16 protein-coding genes, 2 tRNA genes and 1 pseudogene are annotated in these 17,861 nt (G+C 59.7%); 5 read left to right on the forward strand and 14 right to left on the reverse strand.

Translation table 11 applies throughout. The annotated features are described in order from the left end of the window. The first annotated feature begins 222 nt into the window (after positions 1-222). Entirely contained in the window at positions 223-810 is a 588-nt protein-coding gene (locus KDB76_RS25785; protein WP_038410169.1) for a TIGR00730 family Rossman fold protein, read from the forward strand. Positions 811-945: 135 nt separating this feature from the next. On the opposite strand, the gene KDB76_RS25790 is transcribed toward KDB76_RS25785, so the two are convergent. The 8 genes from KDB76_RS25790 to rnr all read right to left on the reverse strand — a co-directional run bounded on the left by KDB76_RS25790 (position 946) and on the right by rnr (position 10,547). Continuing rightward, positions 946-3,246: a YgiQ family radical SAM protein gene (locus KDB76_RS25790; RefSeq protein ID WP_013974417.1), complete on the reverse strand. Its 2,301-nt coding sequence runs from the start codon at positions 3,244-3,246 to the stop codon at positions 946-948. A 116-nt stretch (positions 3,247-3,362) separates the two neighbouring features. Beyond that, positions 3,363-4,760 (reverse strand): replicative DNA helicase, encoded by a 1,398-nt coding sequence (dnaB, locus tag KDB76_RS25795; protein ID WP_015271992.1) that lies wholly within the window; start codon positions 4,758-4,760, stop codon positions 3,363-3,365. Positions 4,761-4,873: 113 nt separating this feature from the next. Further along, positions 4,874-5,320 (reverse strand): 50S ribosomal protein L9, encoded by a 447-nt coding sequence (gene rplI / locus KDB76_RS25800; RefSeq protein ID WP_003249568.1) that lies wholly within the window; start codon positions 5,318-5,320, stop codon positions 4,874-4,876. A gap of 20 nt (positions 5,321-5,340) precedes the next feature. After that, a complete protein-coding gene (locus KDB76_RS25805) occupies positions 5,341-6,204 on the reverse strand; it encodes a hypothetical protein (protein ID WP_003259010.1) in 864 nt (287 codons plus the stop codon). A gap of 33 nt (positions 6,205-6,237) precedes the next feature. Beyond that, entirely contained in the window at positions 6,238-6,468 is a 231-nt protein-coding gene (gene rpsR, locus KDB76_RS25810) for a 30S ribosomal protein S18 (protein ID WP_003249563.1), read from the reverse strand. 28 nt (positions 6,469-6,496) lie between these two features. Further along, a complete protein-coding gene (rpsF, locus tag KDB76_RS25815; RefSeq protein WP_013974420.1) occupies positions 6,497-6,922 on the reverse strand; it encodes a 30S ribosomal protein S6 in 426 nt (141 codons plus the stop codon). 305 nt (positions 6,923-7,227) lie between these two features. Beyond that, entirely contained in the window at positions 7,228-7,974 is a 747-nt protein-coding gene (gene rlmB, locus KDB76_RS25820) for a 23S rRNA (guanosine(2251)-2'-O)-methyltransferase RlmB (protein WP_003259007.1), read from the reverse strand. After that, the gene (gene rnr, locus KDB76_RS25825; RefSeq protein WP_013974421.1) at positions 7,971-10,547 is read right to left on the reverse strand and encodes a ribonuclease R; all 2,577 of its coding nucleotides are present in this window, start codon (positions 10,545-10,547) and stop codon (positions 7,971-7,973) included. Before rnr ends, rlmB begins: the two co-directional genes overlap by 4 nt. Positions 10,548-10,818: 271 nt before the next feature. Between rnr and KDB76_RS25830 the strand changes: the two genes are divergently transcribed. From KDB76_RS25830 to KDB76_RS25845, 4 genes are all read left to right on the forward strand, one after another. After that, a tRNA-Leu gene (locus tag KDB76_RS25830) sits at positions 10,819-10,905 on the forward strand. Between the two features lie 88 nt (positions 10,906-10,993). Beyond that, positions 10,994-11,080, forward strand: a tRNA-Leu gene (locus KDB76_RS25835). A gap of 275 nt (positions 11,081-11,355) precedes the next feature. Next, positions 11,356-12,369, forward strand: coding sequence for an extracellular solute-binding protein (locus KDB76_RS25840; protein ID WP_038410170.1), 1,014 nt, complete (start codon positions 11,356-11,358; stop codon positions 12,367-12,369). Next, positions 12,369-13,934 (forward strand): iron ABC transporter permease, encoded by a 1,566-nt coding sequence (locus tag KDB76_RS25845; RefSeq protein ID WP_013974423.1) that lies wholly within the window; start codon positions 12,369-12,371, stop codon positions 13,932-13,934. Before KDB76_RS25840 ends, KDB76_RS25845 begins: the two co-directional genes overlap by 1 nt. Positions 13,935-13,984: 50 nt before the next feature. Here KDB76_RS25845 and KDB76_RS25850 read toward each other — a convergent pair whose 3' ends face one another. From KDB76_RS25850 to KDB76_RS25870, 6 genes and pseudogenes are all read right to left on the reverse strand, one after another. After that, positions 13,985-14,641 (reverse strand): Bax inhibitor-1 family protein, encoded by a 657-nt coding sequence (locus KDB76_RS25850; RefSeq protein WP_013974424.1) that lies wholly within the window; start codon positions 14,639-14,641, stop codon positions 13,985-13,987. A 227-nt stretch (positions 14,642-14,868) separates the two neighbouring features. Then, positions 14,869-15,243 carry a hypothetical protein gene (locus tag KDB76_RS25855; RefSeq protein WP_013974425.1) on the reverse strand — a complete coding sequence of 125 codons (375 nt, stop codon included), beginning with the start codon at positions 15,241-15,243 and terminating at the stop codon, positions 14,869-14,871. Between the two features lie 123 nt (positions 15,244-15,366). Next, positions 15,367-15,789 (reverse strand): annotated as a pseudogene (locus KDB76_RS29975) (hypothetical protein); the annotation flags it as partial. Positions 15,790-15,811: 22 nt separating this feature from the next. Beyond that, entirely contained in the window at positions 15,812-16,189 is a 378-nt protein-coding gene (locus KDB76_RS25860; protein ID WP_015271999.1) for a hypothetical protein, read from the reverse strand. Next, positions 16,186-17,160, reverse strand: coding sequence for a hypothetical protein (locus tag KDB76_RS25865; protein ID WP_013974427.1), 975 nt, complete (start codon positions 17,158-17,160; stop codon positions 16,186-16,188). The genes KDB76_RS25860 and KDB76_RS25865 overlap by 4 nt, the downstream gene beginning before the upstream one ends. A gap of 9 nt (positions 17,161-17,169) precedes the next feature. Beyond that, positions 17,170-17,658: a type VI secretion system tube protein Hcp gene (locus KDB76_RS25870; protein WP_031324578.1), complete on the reverse strand. Its 489-nt coding sequence runs from the start codon at positions 17,656-17,658 to the stop codon at positions 17,170-17,172. Positions 17,659-17,861: the final 203 nt, after the last annotated feature.

Here is a 17,861-nt window from a genome sequence, read left to right on the forward strand (position 1 = left end):
CAATTCAAGGGCACATCATGCCCTTTTATTGGACGCTGGGACAACCTCTCATTTAGGAGCAATACGAAATGACCCTTGGTAGCCTGATGAACAGCCTGCTGGCGGCCTACGCCCATGGAGCGACCGGCGCCATCTGCGAATTCTCCCGACCGGAGTGAAACCAGCCTTGGAACTGTAGGACATGGGCCTTACCCTGTCAGCCTGAGTGACCGGAGATGAGCAATGCCCGTACGTTCCGTTTGTGTGTTCTGCGGCGCCAACATTGGTGCCAACCCCGCTTACCGTGAAGCGGCCATCGCGCTGGGCCAGGCGATAGCCCGTCGCGGCCTGACCCTGGTCTATGGCGGCGGCGCAGTTGGCCTGATGGGCACCGTCGCTGACGCGGCCATGGCGGCCGGTGGCGAAGTGATCGGAATCATCCCCGAGAGCCTGATGAATGCCGAAATCGGCCACAAGGGCCTCAGCCGCCTGGAAGTGGTCGACGGCATGCACGCGCGCAAGGCACGCATGGCCGAACTGAGCGACGCCTTTATCGCCCTGCCCGGTGGGCTGGGTACGCTGGAGGAGTTGTTCGAGGTATGGACCTGGGGGCAATTGGGCTATCACGCCAAGCCGCTGGGGCTGCTGGATGTGAACGGTTTCTACGAGAAGCTGGGCGGGTTCCTCGACCATATCGTCGAAGAAGGCTTCGTGCGGCCGCAGCATCGGGCGATGTTGCTGCTGGGGCAGCAGCCCGATGAGCTGCTGGACGGGATGGACAGCTTTGTTGCGCCTGTGGCGCCGAAGTGGGTCGACAAGAAGCCTGACTGATTTCCAGATTTCGGGGCTGCTTTGCAGCCCTTTCGCGACACAAGGCCGCTCCCACAACAGCACTTCGTACGCCGATCGATGTGGGAGCGGCCTTGTGTCGCGAAAGGACCGCAAAGCGGTCCCGATATGGATCAGTTAGCGCGGAATGACCGGCTGGCGCGGCTTCTTGTTGCCTTTGCCACCCTTGGCCGCTTCCTTGCGCTCCTTGGCCGCCTGCTGGTTACGCGCAAACGCTTCGGCCTTGGCTTTTTCACGCTTGTCCCACGGTTTGCTGCCATCACTGCCACGCGGCGGCAGGCCGGTGTGCTGGGTAAGGACCTTCTGCTCCTTGCCCACCTTGTGGCTACCCGCCGGGGTCGAGTTCTTGCGGCGAGCACTCTGGTAGGTATCGGTCTGCGGCTGGTGCAGCGGGATCAGCTGGTGCTTGCCCGGCCCGATCAGGTCGGCACGGCCCATGCGCTGCAGCGCCTCACGCAGCATCGGCCAGCCCTTCGGATCGTGGTAACGCAAGAACGCCTTGTGCAGACGACGCTGCTCCTCGCTCTTGACGATCTCCACACCTTCGCTCTTGTAGGTCACCTTGCGCAGCGGGTTCTTGCCCGAGTGGTACATGGCCGTGGCCGAAGCCATCGGCGACGGGTAAAACGCCTGCACCTGGTCGGCACGGAAGCCGTTGCCCTTCAGCCACAGGGCCAGGTTCATCATGTCTTCGTCGGTGGTGCCCGGGTGCGCGGCGATGAAGTACGGGATCAGATACTGCTCCTTGCCCGCCTCTTTCGAGAACTTCTCGAACATGCGCTTGAAGCGGTCATAGGTGCCGATGCCCGGCTTCATCATCTTGTCCAACGGGCCACGCTCGGTGTGCTCCGGGGCAATCTTCAGGTAACCGCCGACATGGTGGGTGACCAGCTCCTTGACGTACTCCGGCGACTCCACCGCCAGGTCATAACGCAGGCCAGAGGCAATCAGGATCTTCTTCACACCCGGCAGGGCACGAGCCTTGCGGTACAGCTCGATCAGCGAGCTGTGGTCGGTGTTGAGGTTTTCGCAGATGCCCGGGAATACGCACGACGGCTTGCGGCAGTGCTTCTCGATGTCATGGCTCTTGCAGGCGATGCGGTACATGTTGGCAGTCGGGCCGCCAAGGTCGGAGACCACGCCGGTGAAGCCCGGCACCTTGTCACGCATCTCTTCGATTTCGTGCAGGATCGACTCGTGCGAGCGGTTCTGGATGATGCGGCCTTCGTGCTCGGTGATCGAGCAGAAGGTGCAGCCACCGAAGCAGCCACGCATGATGTTCACCGAGAAGCGGATCATCTCGTAGGCCGGGATGCGCTCCTTGCCGTAGGCCGGGTGCGGCACACGGGCATAGGGCATGCCGAACACGTAGTCCATTTCCTCGGTGCTCATGGGGATGGGTGGCGGGTTGAACCACACATCCACTTCGCCATGCTTCTGCACCAGGGCGCGGGCGTTGCCCGGGTTGGTCTCCAGGTGCAGCACCCGGTTGGCATGGGCATAGAGTACCGGGTCGTTACGCACCTTCTCGAACGACGGCAGGCGGATCACCGACTTTTCCCGGGTCATGCTCGGGCTGTCGAGAATCTGCACGACCTTGGCTTCGTTCGGGTCCTCCTGGTCGCCCTTGGCCTGCTCGATGGCACAGGCCTGGGTGTCCTGGGTATTCACGTACGGGTTGATGATCTTGTCGACGCGACCCGGGCGGTCGATGCGGGTCGAATCGATCTCGTACCAGCCCTGAGGCGTGTCACGACGCACGAAAGCAGTGCCGCGCACATCGGTGATGGTCTCGATCTTCTCGCCGTTGGACAGGCGCTGGGCCACCTCGACCACCGCGCGCTCGGCGTTGCCGAACAGCAGGATGTCGGCGCTGGCGTCGATCAGGATCGAGTGACGGACCTTGTCCTGCCAGTAGTCGTAGTGGGCGATGCGGCGCAGCGAAGCCTCGATGCCGCCCAGTACGATCGGCACGTGCTTGTAGGCTTCCTTGCAACGCTGGCTGTACACCAGGCTGGCACGGTCCGGACGCTTGCCGGCCAGGCCACCAGGGGTGTAGGCGTCGTCAGAACGGATCTTCTTGTCCGCGGTGTAGCGGTTGATCATCGAGTCCATGTTGCCCGCGGCCACACCGAAGAACAGGTTCGGCTCGCCGAGCTTCATGAAGTCGTCTTTCGACTGCCAGTTCGGCTGGGCGATGATGCCTACGCGGAAGCCCTGTGCCTCCAGCAGGCGGCCGATGATGGCCATGCCGAACGACGGGTGGTCGACGTAGGCATCACCGGTCACGATGATGATGTCGCAGGAATCCCAGCCGAGCAGATCCATCTCCTCCCTGCTCATCGGCAGGAAAGGTGCTGGCCCGAAGCATTCGGCCCAGTACTTGGGATAGTCGTAGAGTGGTTTGGCTGCTTGCATGTCAGTGACCGGTTCTGGTGTGCAGGGAAATCGCGGGCGCGGAGGATAGCACAAATTTTGACCAAATCCGACGATGGTTGTCGGATTCATGGCTTGCCGGCGATGAGGCCGGTGGCTTATTCGTCGTCGTCGAAGTTGTACATGCCCGGTGCAAGGTTCTCGAAGCGGGTGTACTTGCCGATGAACGCCAGGCGCACGAAGCCGATCGGGCCGTTACGCTGTTTACCGATGATGATTTCCGCCACGCCCTTGTGCTCAGTCTCGGGGTGGTACACCTCGTCGCGGTACACGAACATGATCACGTCGGCGTCCTGCTCGATCGCACCGGATTCACGCAAGTCGGAGTTCACCGGGCGTTTGTTCGGGCGCTGTTCCAGAGAGCGGTTCAGCTGCGACAGGGCGATGACCGGGCAGTTGAATTCCTTGGCCAGGGCCTTGAGCGAGCGGGAGATCTCGGAAATTTCGTTGGTCCGGTTGTCGCCGGCCGAACCCGGGATCTGCATCAGCTGCAGGTAGTCGACCATGATCATGGCGATTTCGCCGTGCTCACGAGCCAGGCGGCGGGTACGGGCGCGCATTTCCGAGGGGCTGATGCCGGCGGTATCGTCGATGAACAGCTTGCGGTCGTTGAGCAGGTTCACCGCCGAGGTCAGGCGCGGCCAGTCGTCGTCGTCCAGCTGGCCGGAACGCACCTTGGTCTGGTCGATACGGCCCAGGGACGAGAGCATACGCATGATCAGCGATTCACCTGGCATCTCGAGGGAGAACACCAGTACCGCCTTGTCGGTACGCAGTACGGCGTTTTCCACCAGGTTCATGGCGAAAGTGGTCTTACCCATCGACGGTCGGCCGGCGACGATGATCAGGTCGGCTGGCTGCAGGCCGCTGGTCTTCTCGTCGAGGTCGGTGAAGCCGGTGGATACGCCGGTGATGTCACTGTCGGAGTTGAACAGCGTGTCGATGCGGTCGATGGCCATGGTCAACAGTTCGTTGACCCCCACCGGGCCGCCGGTTTTCGGGCGGGCCTCGGCGATCTGGAAGATCTGCCGCTCGGCGTCGTCGAGAATCTCTTCGGCGTTGCGCCCTTGCGGGTTGAACGCGTTGTCGGCGATATCGGTACTGATGCTGATCAGCTGGCGCAGGGTGGCGCGCTCGCGAATGATCGCGGCATAGGCCTTGATGTTGGCTACCGACGGGGTGTTCTTGGCCAGCTCGGCCAGGTAAGCCAACCCACCGACTTGCGAAGAAAGGCCTTCCTTGTCCAACTGCTCGTGCAGGGTCACCACGTCGAATGGCTGGTTGGCGTCGGCCAACTTGTGCACGGCACGGAAGATCAGGCGGTGGTCATGCCGGTAGAAGTCGCCATCCGATACCTGGTCCAGCACCCGCTCCCAGGCGTTGTTGTCCAGCATCAGGCCACCGAGCACGGCCTGTTCGGCCTCGATGGAATGCGGCGGCACCTTCAGGGCTGCGGTTTGCAGGTCAAGCTGTTCGGAAGTGGTGATCTCGTTCATGGCCACGAAAGAATTCTGGAGGATGAAAAAGACAAAGGGCACGGCCTGTCGAAAACAGGACCGTGCCCGATGTTAACCGCCTGCCCCACAAGGAGCCAGACAGTCAGCGCAGCTTAGGCAGCTACGACGACCACGCGTACGGTGGCTTCAACGTCGCTGTGCAGGTGCACGGCTACGTCGTATTCGCCAACCTGACGGATGGTGCCGTTCGGCAGACGAACTTCAGCCTTGGCCACTTCAACGCCAGAGGCGGTCAGGGCGTCAGCGATGTCGTGGGTGCCGATCGAACCGAACAGCTTGCCTTCATCGCCAGCGGTGGCAGTGATGGTCACTTCCAGCTCGGCCAGTTGGGCAGCGCGGCTTTCAGCCGAAGCTTTCTTGTCAGCAGCTGCTTTTTCCAGCTCGGCGCGACGCTCTTCGAACGCAGCCAGGTTGGCGGCGTTGGCAACGGTGGCCTTGCCGAATGGCAGCAGGAAGTTACGGCCGTAACCAGCCTTAACTTTTACTTTGTCGCCCAGGTTGCCCAGGTTAGCGACTTTTTCCAGCAGGATCAGTTCCATTTGGTAAAACCTCTTAACTTTTAACCTTCACCGTTCGCGGAGTCATTCCCCTTGGGGGACTTGCGACCGCGAAAATCAATCAGGCTGTCGACAATGGCCAGAACCACCAGCAACGGATAAATCAGCTGCATGATCAGCGGCAGCGTCACGTACATGCCCACCAGCCAGAACCCGGCCAGTCGACCCTGTGCCACCAGCCCATGCATCAAGGCGATGCCGGCCAGTACCAGTACCAGGCTCGAGGCCGATGCCAGGACGATGAACTGCGGCCCGATGAACGGGGCCACCACCATCACTGCCACCAAGACCGCCATGGTCTGTTTCGGCAACTTCAGGGCGCGAAACTCGCGACCGAAGCCTCCAGGGTTGTACAACGCTGCCTGCCAGTAGCGCGCCAGCACCAGGGCCAGCACACTGAACAATTGCACCGTCACTGCTGTGGAAGCGACCAGCACAGGGCGGATCAGCTCACCGGAGAGCACCGGCTGCCCCTCGATTTTCGGCATGGCTTCGGCAAAGGCCTTGGCCAGTACATCGAAGGTTTGCGCCAGCGCCAGATCGAGCACGAGGCTGAAAGCCACGGCGAACACGGCACTGACCAGCAACACCCGGCTCCAGGGATGCTCGGCGCGCAATAGCGCAGCCAAGCCCAGGGCACCCGCGATCACCAGAAAGGTGATGGGATCGCCCATGACCCACACGGCCAGCCCGGCCAGCAGGCCGCCGGCGATGACCGTTGTAGCATCCTTGAACCCACGCCGCAGCAGCACAAGGCTGCCGGCAGCGGCACTCAACCAGAACAGCAGCGGCAGTACCGCGCTGATGACCACCACCAGGGTGGCCTGCACACGACCGCGCATGATGAAACTTGCTAACGCTCGCATGCTAATCCCTTACTGCTTGTCGACGACCCGGTCTCAGCGGCCGTGGCTGTCGGTGTAGGGCAGCAGGGCCAGGAAGCGGGCGCGCTTGATAGCGGTAGCCAGCTGACGCTGATAACGAGCTTTGGTACCGGTGATACGGCTTGGAACGATCTTGCCGGTTTCGGATACGTAAGCTTTCAGGGTGTTGAGATCTTTGAAGTCGATCTCTTTCACGTCTTCAGCAGTGAAGCGGCAGAATTTACGACGACGGAAGAAACGTGCCATTTAATAGGCTCCTCTAAAGGTCCGTGGATTACTCGTCAGCGTTATCGCTGGAGTCGCTGTCATTGCTGTCGTCGCCGTCGGCGGATTCAGCATGCTCAGGACGCTCACGACGCTCACGGCGCTCGCTGCGGTTTTCTTCAGCCTTCAGCATCTCGGACTGACCGGTAACGGCTTCGTCACGACGGATGACCAGGTTACGGATAACGGCATCGTTGTAGCGGAAGTTGTCTTCCAGCTCGGCCAGGGCCTTGCCGGTGCACTCAACGTTCAGCATCACGTAGTGAGCCTTGTGAACATTGTTGATTGCGTAGGCCAGTTGACGACGGCCCCAGTCTTCCAGGCGGTGGATCTTGCCACCATCTTCTTCGATCAGCTTGGTGTAACGCTCAACCATGCCGCCGACTTGCTCGCTCTGGTCCGGGTGAACCAGGAAGATGATTTCGTAATGACGCATGAATGCTCCTTACGGGTTAGTAGTCTGCCAGCGAATCTGGTCAGACAAGGAGTGAATGACACTGTATGTCTTGCACGGAGGGGAGGCACATGCGCGCCTGCCAGCTCGGCAAGGGGCGCAATTGTAGAGAAGGCGAGGCGTACAAGCAAGGTGATTGGTGAATATTTGAACAGCCTGAAACACATTACAGACTGCCGGCCCTTTCGCGGGTAAACCCGCTCCCACAGATACCCCACAGGGCTTAGGCCTTGTGCGATCCCTGTGGGAGCGGGTTTACCCGCGAAGAGGCCGGTACAGGCCGAAGATCAGCGCTTGGCCTGACGCTGACGCACAGCCTCGAACAGGCACACGCCAGTCGCCACCGACACGTTCAGGCTGCTGACACTACCGCCCATCGGCAACTTAACCAGGAAATCGCAATGCTCGCGGGTCAACCGGCGCATGCCCTTGCCTTCCGCGCCCATGATCATCACCAACGGCCCGGTCAGGTCCTGCTGGTAGATCTCCTGCTCGGCCTCGCCGGCGGTACCTACCACCCACAGGCCACGCTGCTGCAGTTTTTCCAGGGTACGCGCCAGGTTGGTCACCGCCACCAGCGGGATCACCTCCGCCGCGCCGCAGGCCACCTTGCGCACGACCGGCGTCAGGGTTGCGGACTTGTCCTTGGGCACCACCACTGCCGTGGCGCCGGCGGCATCGGCGGTACGCAGGCAGGCGCCAAGGTTGTGCGGGTCGGTCACACCGTCCAGCACAAGGATCAGCGGTGGTGTTTCGGTGCGTTCGAGCAATTCCTCGAGCATCAATTCGCCCCAGACCTGGCTCGGGCTCACCTCGGCGACCACACCCTGGTGCACGCCTTCTACCCAGGCGTCCATCTCACGACGTTCGGCCTGGCCGACCGCCACGCGATTTTCCGCGGCCAACGCCAGCAGCGCCTGCAGGCGCGGCTCGCTGCGCCCTTCCGACAGCCAGATCTGCTTGACCCGCTTCGGGTGGTGCTGCAGCAATGCCTGCACGGCGTGCACGCCGTAGATCTTTTCCAGCTGACTCATGACTTGCTCTTGCTCTTGCGTGGCGCGCCGGACTTCGACGGGCCTTTACGGTGCTTGGTCGGCTTGCCGGAGGCCTTGCCACCCTTTTCCGACTTGCTGCTGGCATGGCCGCCACTGCGCGCCTCGCTCATCAGCGCCTTCTTCATTTCGCGGCTCTTGCGCACTTCGGCGTTACGCTGCACAGCGTCTTTCGGGAAGTACGCCTCGGCGGTCTCGCTCTTGCGGCTGCGCGGCTTCGGCGTGGCCTTGGCCTCGACCGGGGCCTGCTCGGCCTGGCCGGCAGCCGGTGCGGCACCACGCTGCTTGCGGCCGATCGGGGCGGCGAGGGTCTTTTCCGACACTTCGAAGTCGATCTTGCGTTCGTCCAGGTCGACGCGCATGACCTTGACCTCGATCGTGTCGCCCAGGCGGAAGCTGCGACCGGTACGCTCGCCAGACAGGCGGTGGTGCACCGGGTCGAAGTGGTAGTAGTCGCCCGGCAGCGCACTGACGTGCACCAGGCCTTCCACATAGATATCGGTCAGCTCGACGAACAGGCCGAAACCAGTCACCGCGGTGATCACACCCGGGAAGGTCTCGCCCACGCGGTCCTTCATGAACTCGCACTTGAGCCAGTTGACCACGTCACGGGTGGCTTCATCGGCCCGGCGTTCGGTCATCGAGCACTGCTCGCCGAGCTGCTCGAGGGTGTTCTCGTCGTACGGGTAGATGCGCGCCTTGGGGATGCTCATGGCGCCGGCACGCTTGACGTGCGGGGTTTCGACCCTGGAACGGATGATGCTGCGGATGGCGCGGTGCACCAGCAGGTCAGGGTAGCGACGGATCGGCGAGGTGAAGTGGGTGTACGCCTCGTAGTTCAGGCCGAAGTGGCCGTTGTTGTCGGTGCTGTACACCGCCTGGCTCAACGAACGCAGCATCACGGTCTGGATCAGGTGGAAGTCCGGGCGCCCGGCGATGCTCGCCAGCAGTGCCTGGTAATCCTTCGGCGACGGGTCCTTGCCCTTGTGCAGGGTCAGGCCCAGTTCGCCCAGGAAGGCGCGCAGCTTTTCCAGACGCTCCGGCGGCGGGCCGTCGTGCACGCGGTACAGGGCCGGCACGCCATGCTTCTGCAGGAATTCGGCGGTGGCCACGTTGGCCGCCAGCATGCATTCTTCGATCAGCTTGTGGGCGTCGTTGCGCACGGTCGGGCGGATTTCCGCGATCTTGCGCTCGTCACCGAAGATGATGCGGGTTTCCTGGGTCTCGAAGTCGATCGCGCCACGGGTGTGACGGGCCTCCACCAGCACCTTGTACAGGTTGTACAGGTTCTTCAGGTCCGGCACGACTGCCTTGTACTCCTCGCGCAGCGCCTTGCCCTCACGGGTGCGGGAGTGCTCGAGCATGCTGCTGACCTTGTTGTAGGTGAGGCGGGCGTGGGAGTGGATGACGCCTTCGTAGAACTGGTAGTCGACCATCTGGCCGGCTTTGTTCATGGTCATTTCGCAGACCATCGCCAGGCGATCGACATGCGGGTTCAGCGAGCACAGGCCGTTGGACAGCTCTTCGGGGAGCATCGGTACCACGCGCTCGGGGAAGTACACCGAGTTGCCGCGCTGCTGGGCCTCGACGTCCAGGGCCGAACCCAGGCGCACATAGCTGGACACGTCGGCAATGGCCACATACAGGCGCCAGCCACCGGAGAACAGGCGCAGCTTGCCCAGCGGCTCGCAATAGACGGCATCGTCGAAGTCGCGGGCGTCCTCGCCGTCGATGGTGACGAACGGCAGGTGGCGCAGGTCGACGCGCTTCTCCTTGTCCTTCTCTTCGACTTCGGAGCGGAACTTGCGCGCTTCCTTGATCACGTCTTTGGGCCAGACGTGCGGGATATCGTAGCTGCGCAGGGCAACGTCGATTTCCATGCCCGGCGCCATGTAGTTGCCGATGACCTCGACCACATCGCCTTGCGGCTGGAAGCGCGGGGTCGGCCAGTGGGTGATCTTGATCTCGACGAACTGGCCGATCTTGGCACCGCCGTTGCGCCCGGCAGTGACCAGCACTTCCTGCTGGATCTTCGGGTTGTCCGGGGTCACGTAGCCGATACCGCCTTCTTCGAAGTAACGGCCGACCACGCTTTCGTGGGCGCGGGAGATGATTTCGACCAGCACGCCTTCACGGCGGCCACGGCGGTCGACGCCAGAGACGCGGGCCAGGCCGCGGTCACCGTCGAACACCAGGCGCATTTGCGACGGGCTGAGGAACAGATCTTCGCTGCCGTCGTCCGGAATAAGGAAGCCGAAGCCGTCGCGGTGACCGGAGACGCGGCCGCAGATCAGGTCCAGCTTGTCTACCGGGGCATAAGTGCCGCGCCGGGTATAGATAAGCTGGCCATCGCGCTCCATTGCACGCAGGCGGCGGCGCAGGGCTTCGATCTGATCTTCGTCGTACAGACCGAACTCGGCCGCCAGCTCCTCGCGTGCGGCCGGTTCGCCACGGTCGGCGAGGCGCTGCAGGATCAGCTCACGGCTGGGAATAGGGTTGTCGTATTTTTCCGCTTCGCGAGCGGCCTCGGGATCGAGGGATTGCCAATCGGCCATCAGAAGGGGTTCACCTTGGGGTATATAGATAGGAATTCTGGCATAGGCGTATTGAAACCGGAAATGTCAGCCTTGGACAGCCCCACCGGCGTGTCTGGCGAGGACGAATAGGCCTGCGGAATCAACAAGTTGAATTTTTTGAAATTTTTTTTGCTTGGGGGGTTTACAGCCCCCCGGACCGTCCGTATAGTGCGCACCACAACGACGGACAACCCCGAAGTTGTAGTAGAGATGAGCGGCGCTGTAAAGCATCAAGTAATCTCGAATGTGTGCCCAGGTGGCGGAATTGGTAGACGCGCTGGTTTCAGGTATCAGTGGCTTAACGGCCGTGGAAGTTCGAGTCTTCTCCTGGGCACCAAATATTTTCAAGTAACAGATGACCAAGGATCTGTTACTACTGTGTGAAAGCGAACGATAGTCGCCTTCTCCAGATGATGTAAAGCTTTGCCCAGGTGGCGGAATTGGTAGACGCGCTGGTTTCAGGTATCAGTGACTTAACGGTCGTGGAAGTTCGAGTCTTCTCCTGGGCACCATACAAAAACCCACTAGCTTGCTAGTGGGTTTTTTCTTGCCTGCGATTTTTGTATCCCTCCTCTTTTCGGTCATAGGTACAAACCTGTGCCGGCCTCTTCGCGGGCGCGCCCGCTCCCACAGAATCATCACAGGCCTTCCGGCTAGTGAAATACCTGACACCTTCAGACTCTTGCACCATGGTCTGACCATGAATTTCTCGTCACCCGGCCACTTGAGAAACGATTTCGTTTACCATTGTTTCCAAATATGTAGCCGTAAGCGAGGAAGTACCCGCATGACGATCCGCCCGCAACCGCTGATGCGTACCTTGGCCGCCGCCGTGCTGAGCCTGGCCATCGGCGCTCCGGCCGCCATGGCAGACGCACCGGTCACCCTGACCATGTACAACGGTCAGCACAAGGAAATCGGCGAGGCCATCGCCAAGGCCTACGAGGCCAAGACCGGCATCCACATCGATATCCGCAAGGGCAGCAGCAACCAGCTGGCCAGCCAGATCATCGAGGAAGGCGAACGCTCGCCGGCCGACATCATCTACACCGAAGAGTCCCCTCCCCTGAACAACCTGGGCGAACTGGGCCTGCTGGCGAAGATCGATGACGCCACCGCGAACATGATGCCCAAGGAGTACGTTGGCGCCAACGGCACCTGGATGGGCATTACCGCCCGTACGCGCATCGTCGTCTTCAACCCGAAGAAGGTCAACGAGAAAGACCTGCCGACCACAGTGATGGACTTTGCCAACCCCGAGTGGGAAGGCCGTGTCGGCTATGTACCCACCAGCGGCGCCTTCCAGGAACAGGCCGTGGCTATCCTGAAGATGCACGGGCGAGAAGCCACCGAAGAATGGCTGACCGGCCTGAAGGCATTCGGCAAGACCTACACCAACAACATGGTCGCCCTCAAAGCCGTGGAAAAAGGCGAAGTGGCTGCGGTACTGGTGAACAACTACTACTGGTATGCGCTGGAGCGCGAGCGCGGCAAGCTGGACACCAAGCTCTACTACCTGGCCGATGGCGATGCCGGCAACCTGGTCACCATTTCCGGCGCAGCCGTGGTCAAGGCCAGCAAGCACCCGAAAGAAGCCCAGGCCCTGCTCAACTGGATGGCCAGCGAAGAAGGCCAGCGCGTGATCACCCAGACCACCGCCGAGTACCCGCTGCACAAAGGCATGGTCTCCGACCGCGGCCTGAAGCCGTTCGAAGACCTGCGCCCACCGAAGATCTCACCAGCCGACCTGGGCAATGCCGAGGAAGCGATCGAGCTTGAGCGCGAGGTCGGCCTGCTCTGATGACTGCCGCCCTGTCCGAACCGGTGCCGGTTCGCTTCGTACCGCGCCGCAAGCGCCCCTCTGTCTGGGTGGTGCTGCCTGTGCTGTTCCTGGTAGCGATGAGCTTGCTGCCTTTGCTGTACGTTGCCATGAAAGCCTGGGAGGCCGGCTGGCGCGAAGCCTTGCATCTGCTGTGGCGGCCGTTTGTCTGGGGGCTGATGCGCAACACCCTGATGCTGATGGTCGGGGTGACGCTGACCTGCATGGTGGTCGGCCTGGCCCTGGCCTGGCTGCTGGAGCGCAGCAACCTGGCCGGCCGCCGGTTGTGGGGCGTGGTGCTGTGCCTGCCGTTCGCCGTGCCGTCGTTCGTCAGCAGCTTCACCTGGGTGTCGCTGAGCTCGGACTTCGAAGGGCTGGGCGGGGCGATCATGGTCATGGCCCTGTCCAAGTACCCACTGGTGTTCCTGCCGGTGGCCGCGACCCTGCGCAACCTCGATACCTCGCTGGAGGAATCGGCACGTACGCTGGGCTGCAGCCGCTGGGGCGTATTCATCAAGGTCACCCTGCCGCTGCTGTGGCCATCGATGCTGGGCGGCGCGCTGCTGATCGCCCTGCACATGCTGGTGGAGTTCGGCGCCTTGTCGATCCTCGGCTTGCAAACCTTCACCACGGCGATTTACCAGCAGTTCGAACTGGAGTTCAGCAATGCCAACGCGGCCATGCTGTCCGCCGTACTGTTGGCGATGTGCCTGGTGATGCTGTGGCTTGAACTGCGGGTACGTGGCAAGGCCCGTCACGTGCGCATCGGCCAGGGTGTGGCGCGGCGAGCACAACCGGTGCGGCTGCGTGGCTGGGCAGTGCTGGCGCAACTGTTCTGCGTGGGCCTGGCGGTGTTGGGCAGCGGAATTCCGCTGGCCATGCTCGGCTACTGGTTGAGCGTGGGTTCATCGGCGGCATTCCCAGTGGCAGCCATTTCCAAGGCGCTGTTCACCTCGTTGTCGGTGTCGCTGGGCGGCGCCGGCTTCTGCGTGCTACTGGCCCTGCCAATCAGCTTCCTGGTGGTGCGCTACAAGGGCCGCCTGGCAATTTGGGCCGAGCGCCTGCCATACCTGTTGCACGCCCTGCCCGGCCTGGTGATTGCCCTGACCCTGGTGTTCTTCGCCCTGCATTACGTGCCGGCGCTGTACCAGACCACGGCACTGTTGCTGCTGGCCTATGCGCTGCTGTTCCTGCCGCTGGCGCAGTCGCCGGTGCGCACCGCACTGAACAAGGCTTCACCTACCCTGGAGGAAGCGGCACGGACCTTGGGCGCAAGCAGCTTTGCCGCGTTCTGCCGGGTGACCCTGCCGATCATCTTCCCGGCCATGGCGGCAGCTTTTGCCCTGGTGTTCCTGGATGCCATGAAGGAACTGACAGCTACCTTGCTGCTCAGCCCGACCGGCATGACCACCCTGGCCACCGAGGTATGGGCGCATACGGCCAACGTCGAGTTCGCGGCGGCGGCGCCTTATGCGGCATTGTTGATTGTGGTTTCGGGGTTGCCGGTTTATCTGCTGACTACGCGGATGTATTTGAACAAGGCTTGAAAGCTTGCCCAGGCCGCCATGCGGCCTGGGCATTAAGCCACCTGGGCAACTCACTTCTTGGACATGATCCGCAAGACCCGCAGAAACAGATTGATAATGTCTAGATACAGCGATGCAGCGCTGTCTATTGCATTATCCACGGTACGCTCAATCTGGTTCGCACGCCCCCAATCAACCCCGATATAGCCACAGAAGATCAGTGCAGTGATCCAATCCATTACCCCGAGATGGATACCGAATAACCAAACCTGCGCCAATTCAACGAAGATCACAGCTATCAAAGCTATGCATAATGACGCCTTGATGCGCTTGAAGAAGCGGGGGAATACAGACCCCAGCAACATCATGGTAACGGTTAGCAAGACGGTCGCCTGCAAGGCATTCACGATGTTTTCATGTGAGTACTTTGGGAGGACGATGACAAGCAGCAACCCGACCGGAATCACGATCAGGTTGTAGCCGAGGAAACTGTACAACGGCTTTTCAGATTTGAAGATGATCGCGACACCCGCTAGCGCGGTGATCAAGTAGCCAACCAGGAACAGCATCATGGGGATGGACCGAACAATATCGGGCGGCACCGTGATTACCAGATACCAGTTGACGAAGAAGCCCCACAGCAGTACTGCGCCGAGGATCAGATTGTAGATGCACGCCGATATTTTATGATTGGTTCCGAGTCGATTGAAGGTTTCGTTCTCCAGCATGTCTGTTATGCCCCCTGGCGTCTATGCTTGTAAATACTGCCCGCGATAACGTGCGCTCAACGCCACCCCGCTAAGCAACTGCTGTTTCGCGGCGGCGGAGCCTTATGCGGCGTTGTTGATCGTGGCATCGGGTTAGCGGTGTATTTGCTGACTATACGGATGTATTTGAATAAGGCGGAGAACGGGTCCAGACTGGTGACCAACCCGATTTCATTAATATACACCCGTCATCTCAGAAACCTTATCCAAACACAGAACATAGCCAGCAAGACAAAAAGCAGCACGTGAGCATGCCATAACCAAACCAGTAGTTTTTTAAGGCTTTGAGGGGCATTGCGAACATCTTCACTGTCCAACATACCTTTGCGAATGCAAAAACCCTTCATTGATAGCATCGCGGAAACTGACCCCAAACGCATAATCTGCCCAAGCATACCAGCACGGGCATACATTGCTTTGTTTCCCACAACCATGGGACTATTTGAGAAGCTTGCCTCGACCTTATCAAGGAAGCGGTATGCAATTACAATCCACGTTCCAAACATTAAAAATGGTGATGCAAACAAACACACTCCGAGCACCGCGACCTGCACATTGGTCATTACAGCACCTCATATAAAACTTCTCCAAGAAACTCGCCACCCATTTCTCCTAACGCCCCACCTACACTACCTCCAGCCACCCCGCCGAGCACCACGCAAGCGACAGCCCCTGCACCTGCTGTGATGCAGTTGATCAATCTCCTCTAGCGTTTTCTTGATAGCCTCAAGATGCTTGTTCCAGGCATCACTGGCTGCACCTGCACCTATAGACGCACGGGTCAACAAGCTCTGCAACAGATCATAGTTCTCTAGGAAGAATCCATCGATTCCCCCTCCGTTCAACTCGATATCAAGGTGTATCCCAGCCGCCTTACCCATGAGAAAAGCTTCATGACTAGTGCAGGAGGAGGGGGTGCTTGGTTCACCCACGATCACGAGTTCGCCAGGGAAAACGACGCTATTGGCAATATGCGCATTCAACACATCAAACTTGGCCCGCTGATTGGACGATATCGGCGTGCCGGCCTTCAGCGACTCATACGATTGCGCCTGAAGATTGCACTTGCTCCACCGCCGCCGGCACCGTGCTGCCGGCGATCGGCGCAAACTCGCCTACCCACACCCCAAATTAATAGCCTTCCAATTTCAACCAACTCCAAAGACCTATGAGCGACAAAAAAATAGCGACATGAACAAACCACAAGCCCACAAGCATACGGCGCAAACCACCAGGAAATTTCTTTACATCCTGAAGATCCAAAAGGCCTTTACGAATGCAAATCGCCCTCATCGACAACATTACGGATGCGGAGCCGGTACGCATCACTTTACCCAGCAAACCCGCCTGACCAAAAATCTTTTTATTACCAGAAACCATTGAACTATTAGAAAGCAACGACTCTATGTAACTCACATAGCGAACTGAAATATAAACCCATATAAATATGACCATGAACATAGCCATCATTAAAGGAAGACCTAACCACCTGGCGTCGAAGCCAATCATTGCGTCACCTCATATAACAACTCACCAAACATCTCACCGATATCACCTACGACCGAACCGCCTGCAGCACCACCCACGGCGCCTCCAATGACAGTACACGCGAGGGCCCCCGGACCGCCTGTCGTCACTCCGAGGAAAAGTACGCATCCAGTTCCCCCTAGAAATCCACCAATCGACCCGCCCGCGATCGAGCCCCCCGTACTGCCGACCAGAGAGACTCCTTCCACATACTTGGCCTTTCTGCAATCTTCAGAGCGTCCAAAGGTACATGCATGATGGATACTCAGCCCTGTTGAAGCCACGTCGAGCCCCAAGCCGATATAAGTGCCCTTCTTTATCAGACTTGCCGCTTTCGAGACGCCAGCAATCTTTTCGGCATATCCAGCAATCTCACCTGTATGTAGGTAGCTCTTGGTAGATATCTCGAGCGCTCTTTTCACCGATCCCTTATTTTGCAGGCCCGAACCATACGCAGCCATGTTGTTCAACTGCCCTTCCAACTTCATAAACAATGCCATTCTCTTGGCATAAAATTCGTCACGCGCTTTTAGCGTGCCGTTTTTCAAATACTCCCGATGTAATATCTCGATTTCTTCCAACGTCCTCTTGATCGCATCGAGGTATCTGCTCCAACCATCGCTCACAACGCCTGCCCCCATGGAGGTATGAGAGAGCAAGCCTTTCAACATCTCATAGTTATCCAGAAAGAAGTCATCCACCCCAGCGCCATTGATCTCAAGCTGATGGTGTATCCCCGCCGCCTCTGCCATCAAATATGCTTCATGGCTCGTACACGATGGTGTACTGGGATCTCCAACAATCACCAGCTCCCCTCCGACAACCACGCTATTGACGATATGCGCATTCAACACATCAAACTTGGCCCGCTGATTGGCCGACATCGGCGTGCCGGCCTTCAACGACTCATAGGATTGTGCCTGGGGATTGATGAAGCTACGTGCCTCGGACATAGTCGCACCTCACGCATATTTCTTGTTGCTGATGCGATCCCAGCCGCCGGTCACATTGCCGCCGGCACTGCCGTCGAGGCGCTTCTGCCGCGTGTAGGTGGTCTTGATGCGGCCATAGTTGAGCTGCACTACTTCCACCGGCACGCCAGCATTGGCGCTTTGGGCGTAGTCGGCGATGATCACTTCTTCGAGAACGACTTCGTAGTACTTGAGCTTTTCGGTACCGGCCCGGCACACCACCAGCTTCACTTCCTTCAGGTGCTGGCCGGCACAGCTGGCTTCGAGCAGCTTGCAGCTGGCGCTGTCCAGGTACTTGGTGAAGGTGAAGTTGGTGAGCGTGGTACGCCCGGAAGATGCGCCACCTGCAGAGCTTGCGGTGGCAGAAGTGCTCTGGTTGGCACCGAACTTGTAGCCGATGATTTCGATCCAGTTGGCGTACTGCTCGTCCAGTGCTTCGCCAGTGATTTCCGCGATTTGAATATAAGCATCGAAAGCCATGCTTACCTCTCCTTGGTAAAAATTGGGCTGATAACGACGGTGTTCGGACATCGCCGCCTTGAGGTTGTTCCCGAAGGCGAATGGCGGATTGCATTGCGTGCCTTCAGGTGCGATTGACACTAGCTCCCCATGCCTGGCGCGACAATAGAATGCGGACAAACAAGGTTAATTTGGGAAATTGCCTACAAATTTACCGATGAAGT

Origin of the sequence: Pseudomonas sp. JS425 (assembly GCF_018223845.1) — a bacterium.
In the GTDB taxonomy this organism is placed as follows: Bacteria; Pseudomonadota; Gammaproteobacteria; order Pseudomonadales; family Pseudomonadaceae; genus Aquipseudomonas; species Aquipseudomonas asiatica.

What these genes read in the sequence shown, in the direction of transcription:
- KDB76_RS25850 (WP_013974424.1), bottom strand. Translation starts at nt 14,641, where the DNA reads ATGCTGGAGAACGAAACCTTCAATCGACTCGGAACCAATCATAAAATA.
- rpsR (WP_003249563.1), bottom strand. Translation starts at nt 6,468, where the DNA reads ATGGCACGTTTCTTCCGTCGTCGTAAATTCTGCCGCTTCACTGCTGAA.
- KDB76_RS25860 (WP_015271999.1), bottom strand. Translation starts at nt 16,189, where the DNA reads ATGATTGGCTTCGACGCCAGGTGGTTAGGTCTTCCTTTAATGATGGCT.
- KDB76_RS25865 (WP_013974427.1), bottom strand. Translation starts at nt 17,160, where the DNA reads ATGTCCGAGGCACGTAGCTTCATCAATCCCCAGGCACAATCCTATGAG.
- rplI (WP_003249568.1), bottom strand. Translation starts at nt 5,320, where the DNA reads ATGGAACTGATCCTGCTGGAAAAAGTCGCTAACCTGGGCAACCTGGGC.
- KDB76_RS25845 (WP_013974423.1), top strand. Translation starts at nt 12,369, where the DNA reads ATGACTGCCGCCCTGTCCGAACCGGTGCCGGTTCGCTTCGTACCGCGC.
- dnaB (WP_015271992.1), bottom strand. Translation starts at nt 4,760, where the DNA reads ATGAACGAGATCACCACTTCCGAACAGCTTGACCTGCAAACCGCAGCC.
- KDB76_RS25805 (WP_003259010.1), bottom strand. Translation starts at nt 6,204, where the DNA reads ATGCGAGCGTTAGCAAGTTTCATCATGCGCGGTCGTGTGCAGGCCACC.
- KDB76_RS25785 (WP_038410169.1), top strand. Translation starts at nt 223, where the DNA reads ATGCCCGTACGTTCCGTTTGTGTGTTCTGCGGCGCCAACATTGGTGCC.
- KDB76_RS25840 (WP_038410170.1), top strand. Translation starts at nt 11,356, where the DNA reads ATGACGATCCGCCCGCAACCGCTGATGCGTACCTTGGCCGCCGCCGTG.
- KDB76_RS25790 (WP_013974417.1), bottom strand. Translation starts at nt 3,246, where the DNA reads ATGCAAGCAGCCAAACCACTCTACGACTATCCCAAGTACTGGGCCGAA.
- KDB76_RS25855 (WP_013974425.1), bottom strand. Translation starts at nt 15,243, where the DNA reads ATGACCAATGTGCAGGTCGCGGTGCTCGGAGTGTGTTTGTTTGCATCA.
- rnr (WP_013974421.1), bottom strand. Translation starts at nt 10,547, where the DNA reads ATGGCCGATTGGCAATCCCTCGATCCCGAGGCCGCTCGCGAAGCGGAA.
- KDB76_RS25870 (WP_031324578.1), bottom strand. Translation starts at nt 17,658, where the DNA reads ATGGCTTTCGATGCTTATATTCAAATCGCGGAAATCACTGGCGAAGCA.
- rlmB (WP_003259007.1), bottom strand. Translation starts at nt 7,974, where the DNA reads ATGAGTCAGCTGGAAAAGATCTACGGCGTGCACGCCGTGCAGGCATTG.
- rpsF (WP_013974420.1), bottom strand. Translation starts at nt 6,922, where the DNA reads ATGCGTCATTACGAAATCATCTTCCTGGTTCACCCGGACCAGAGCGAG.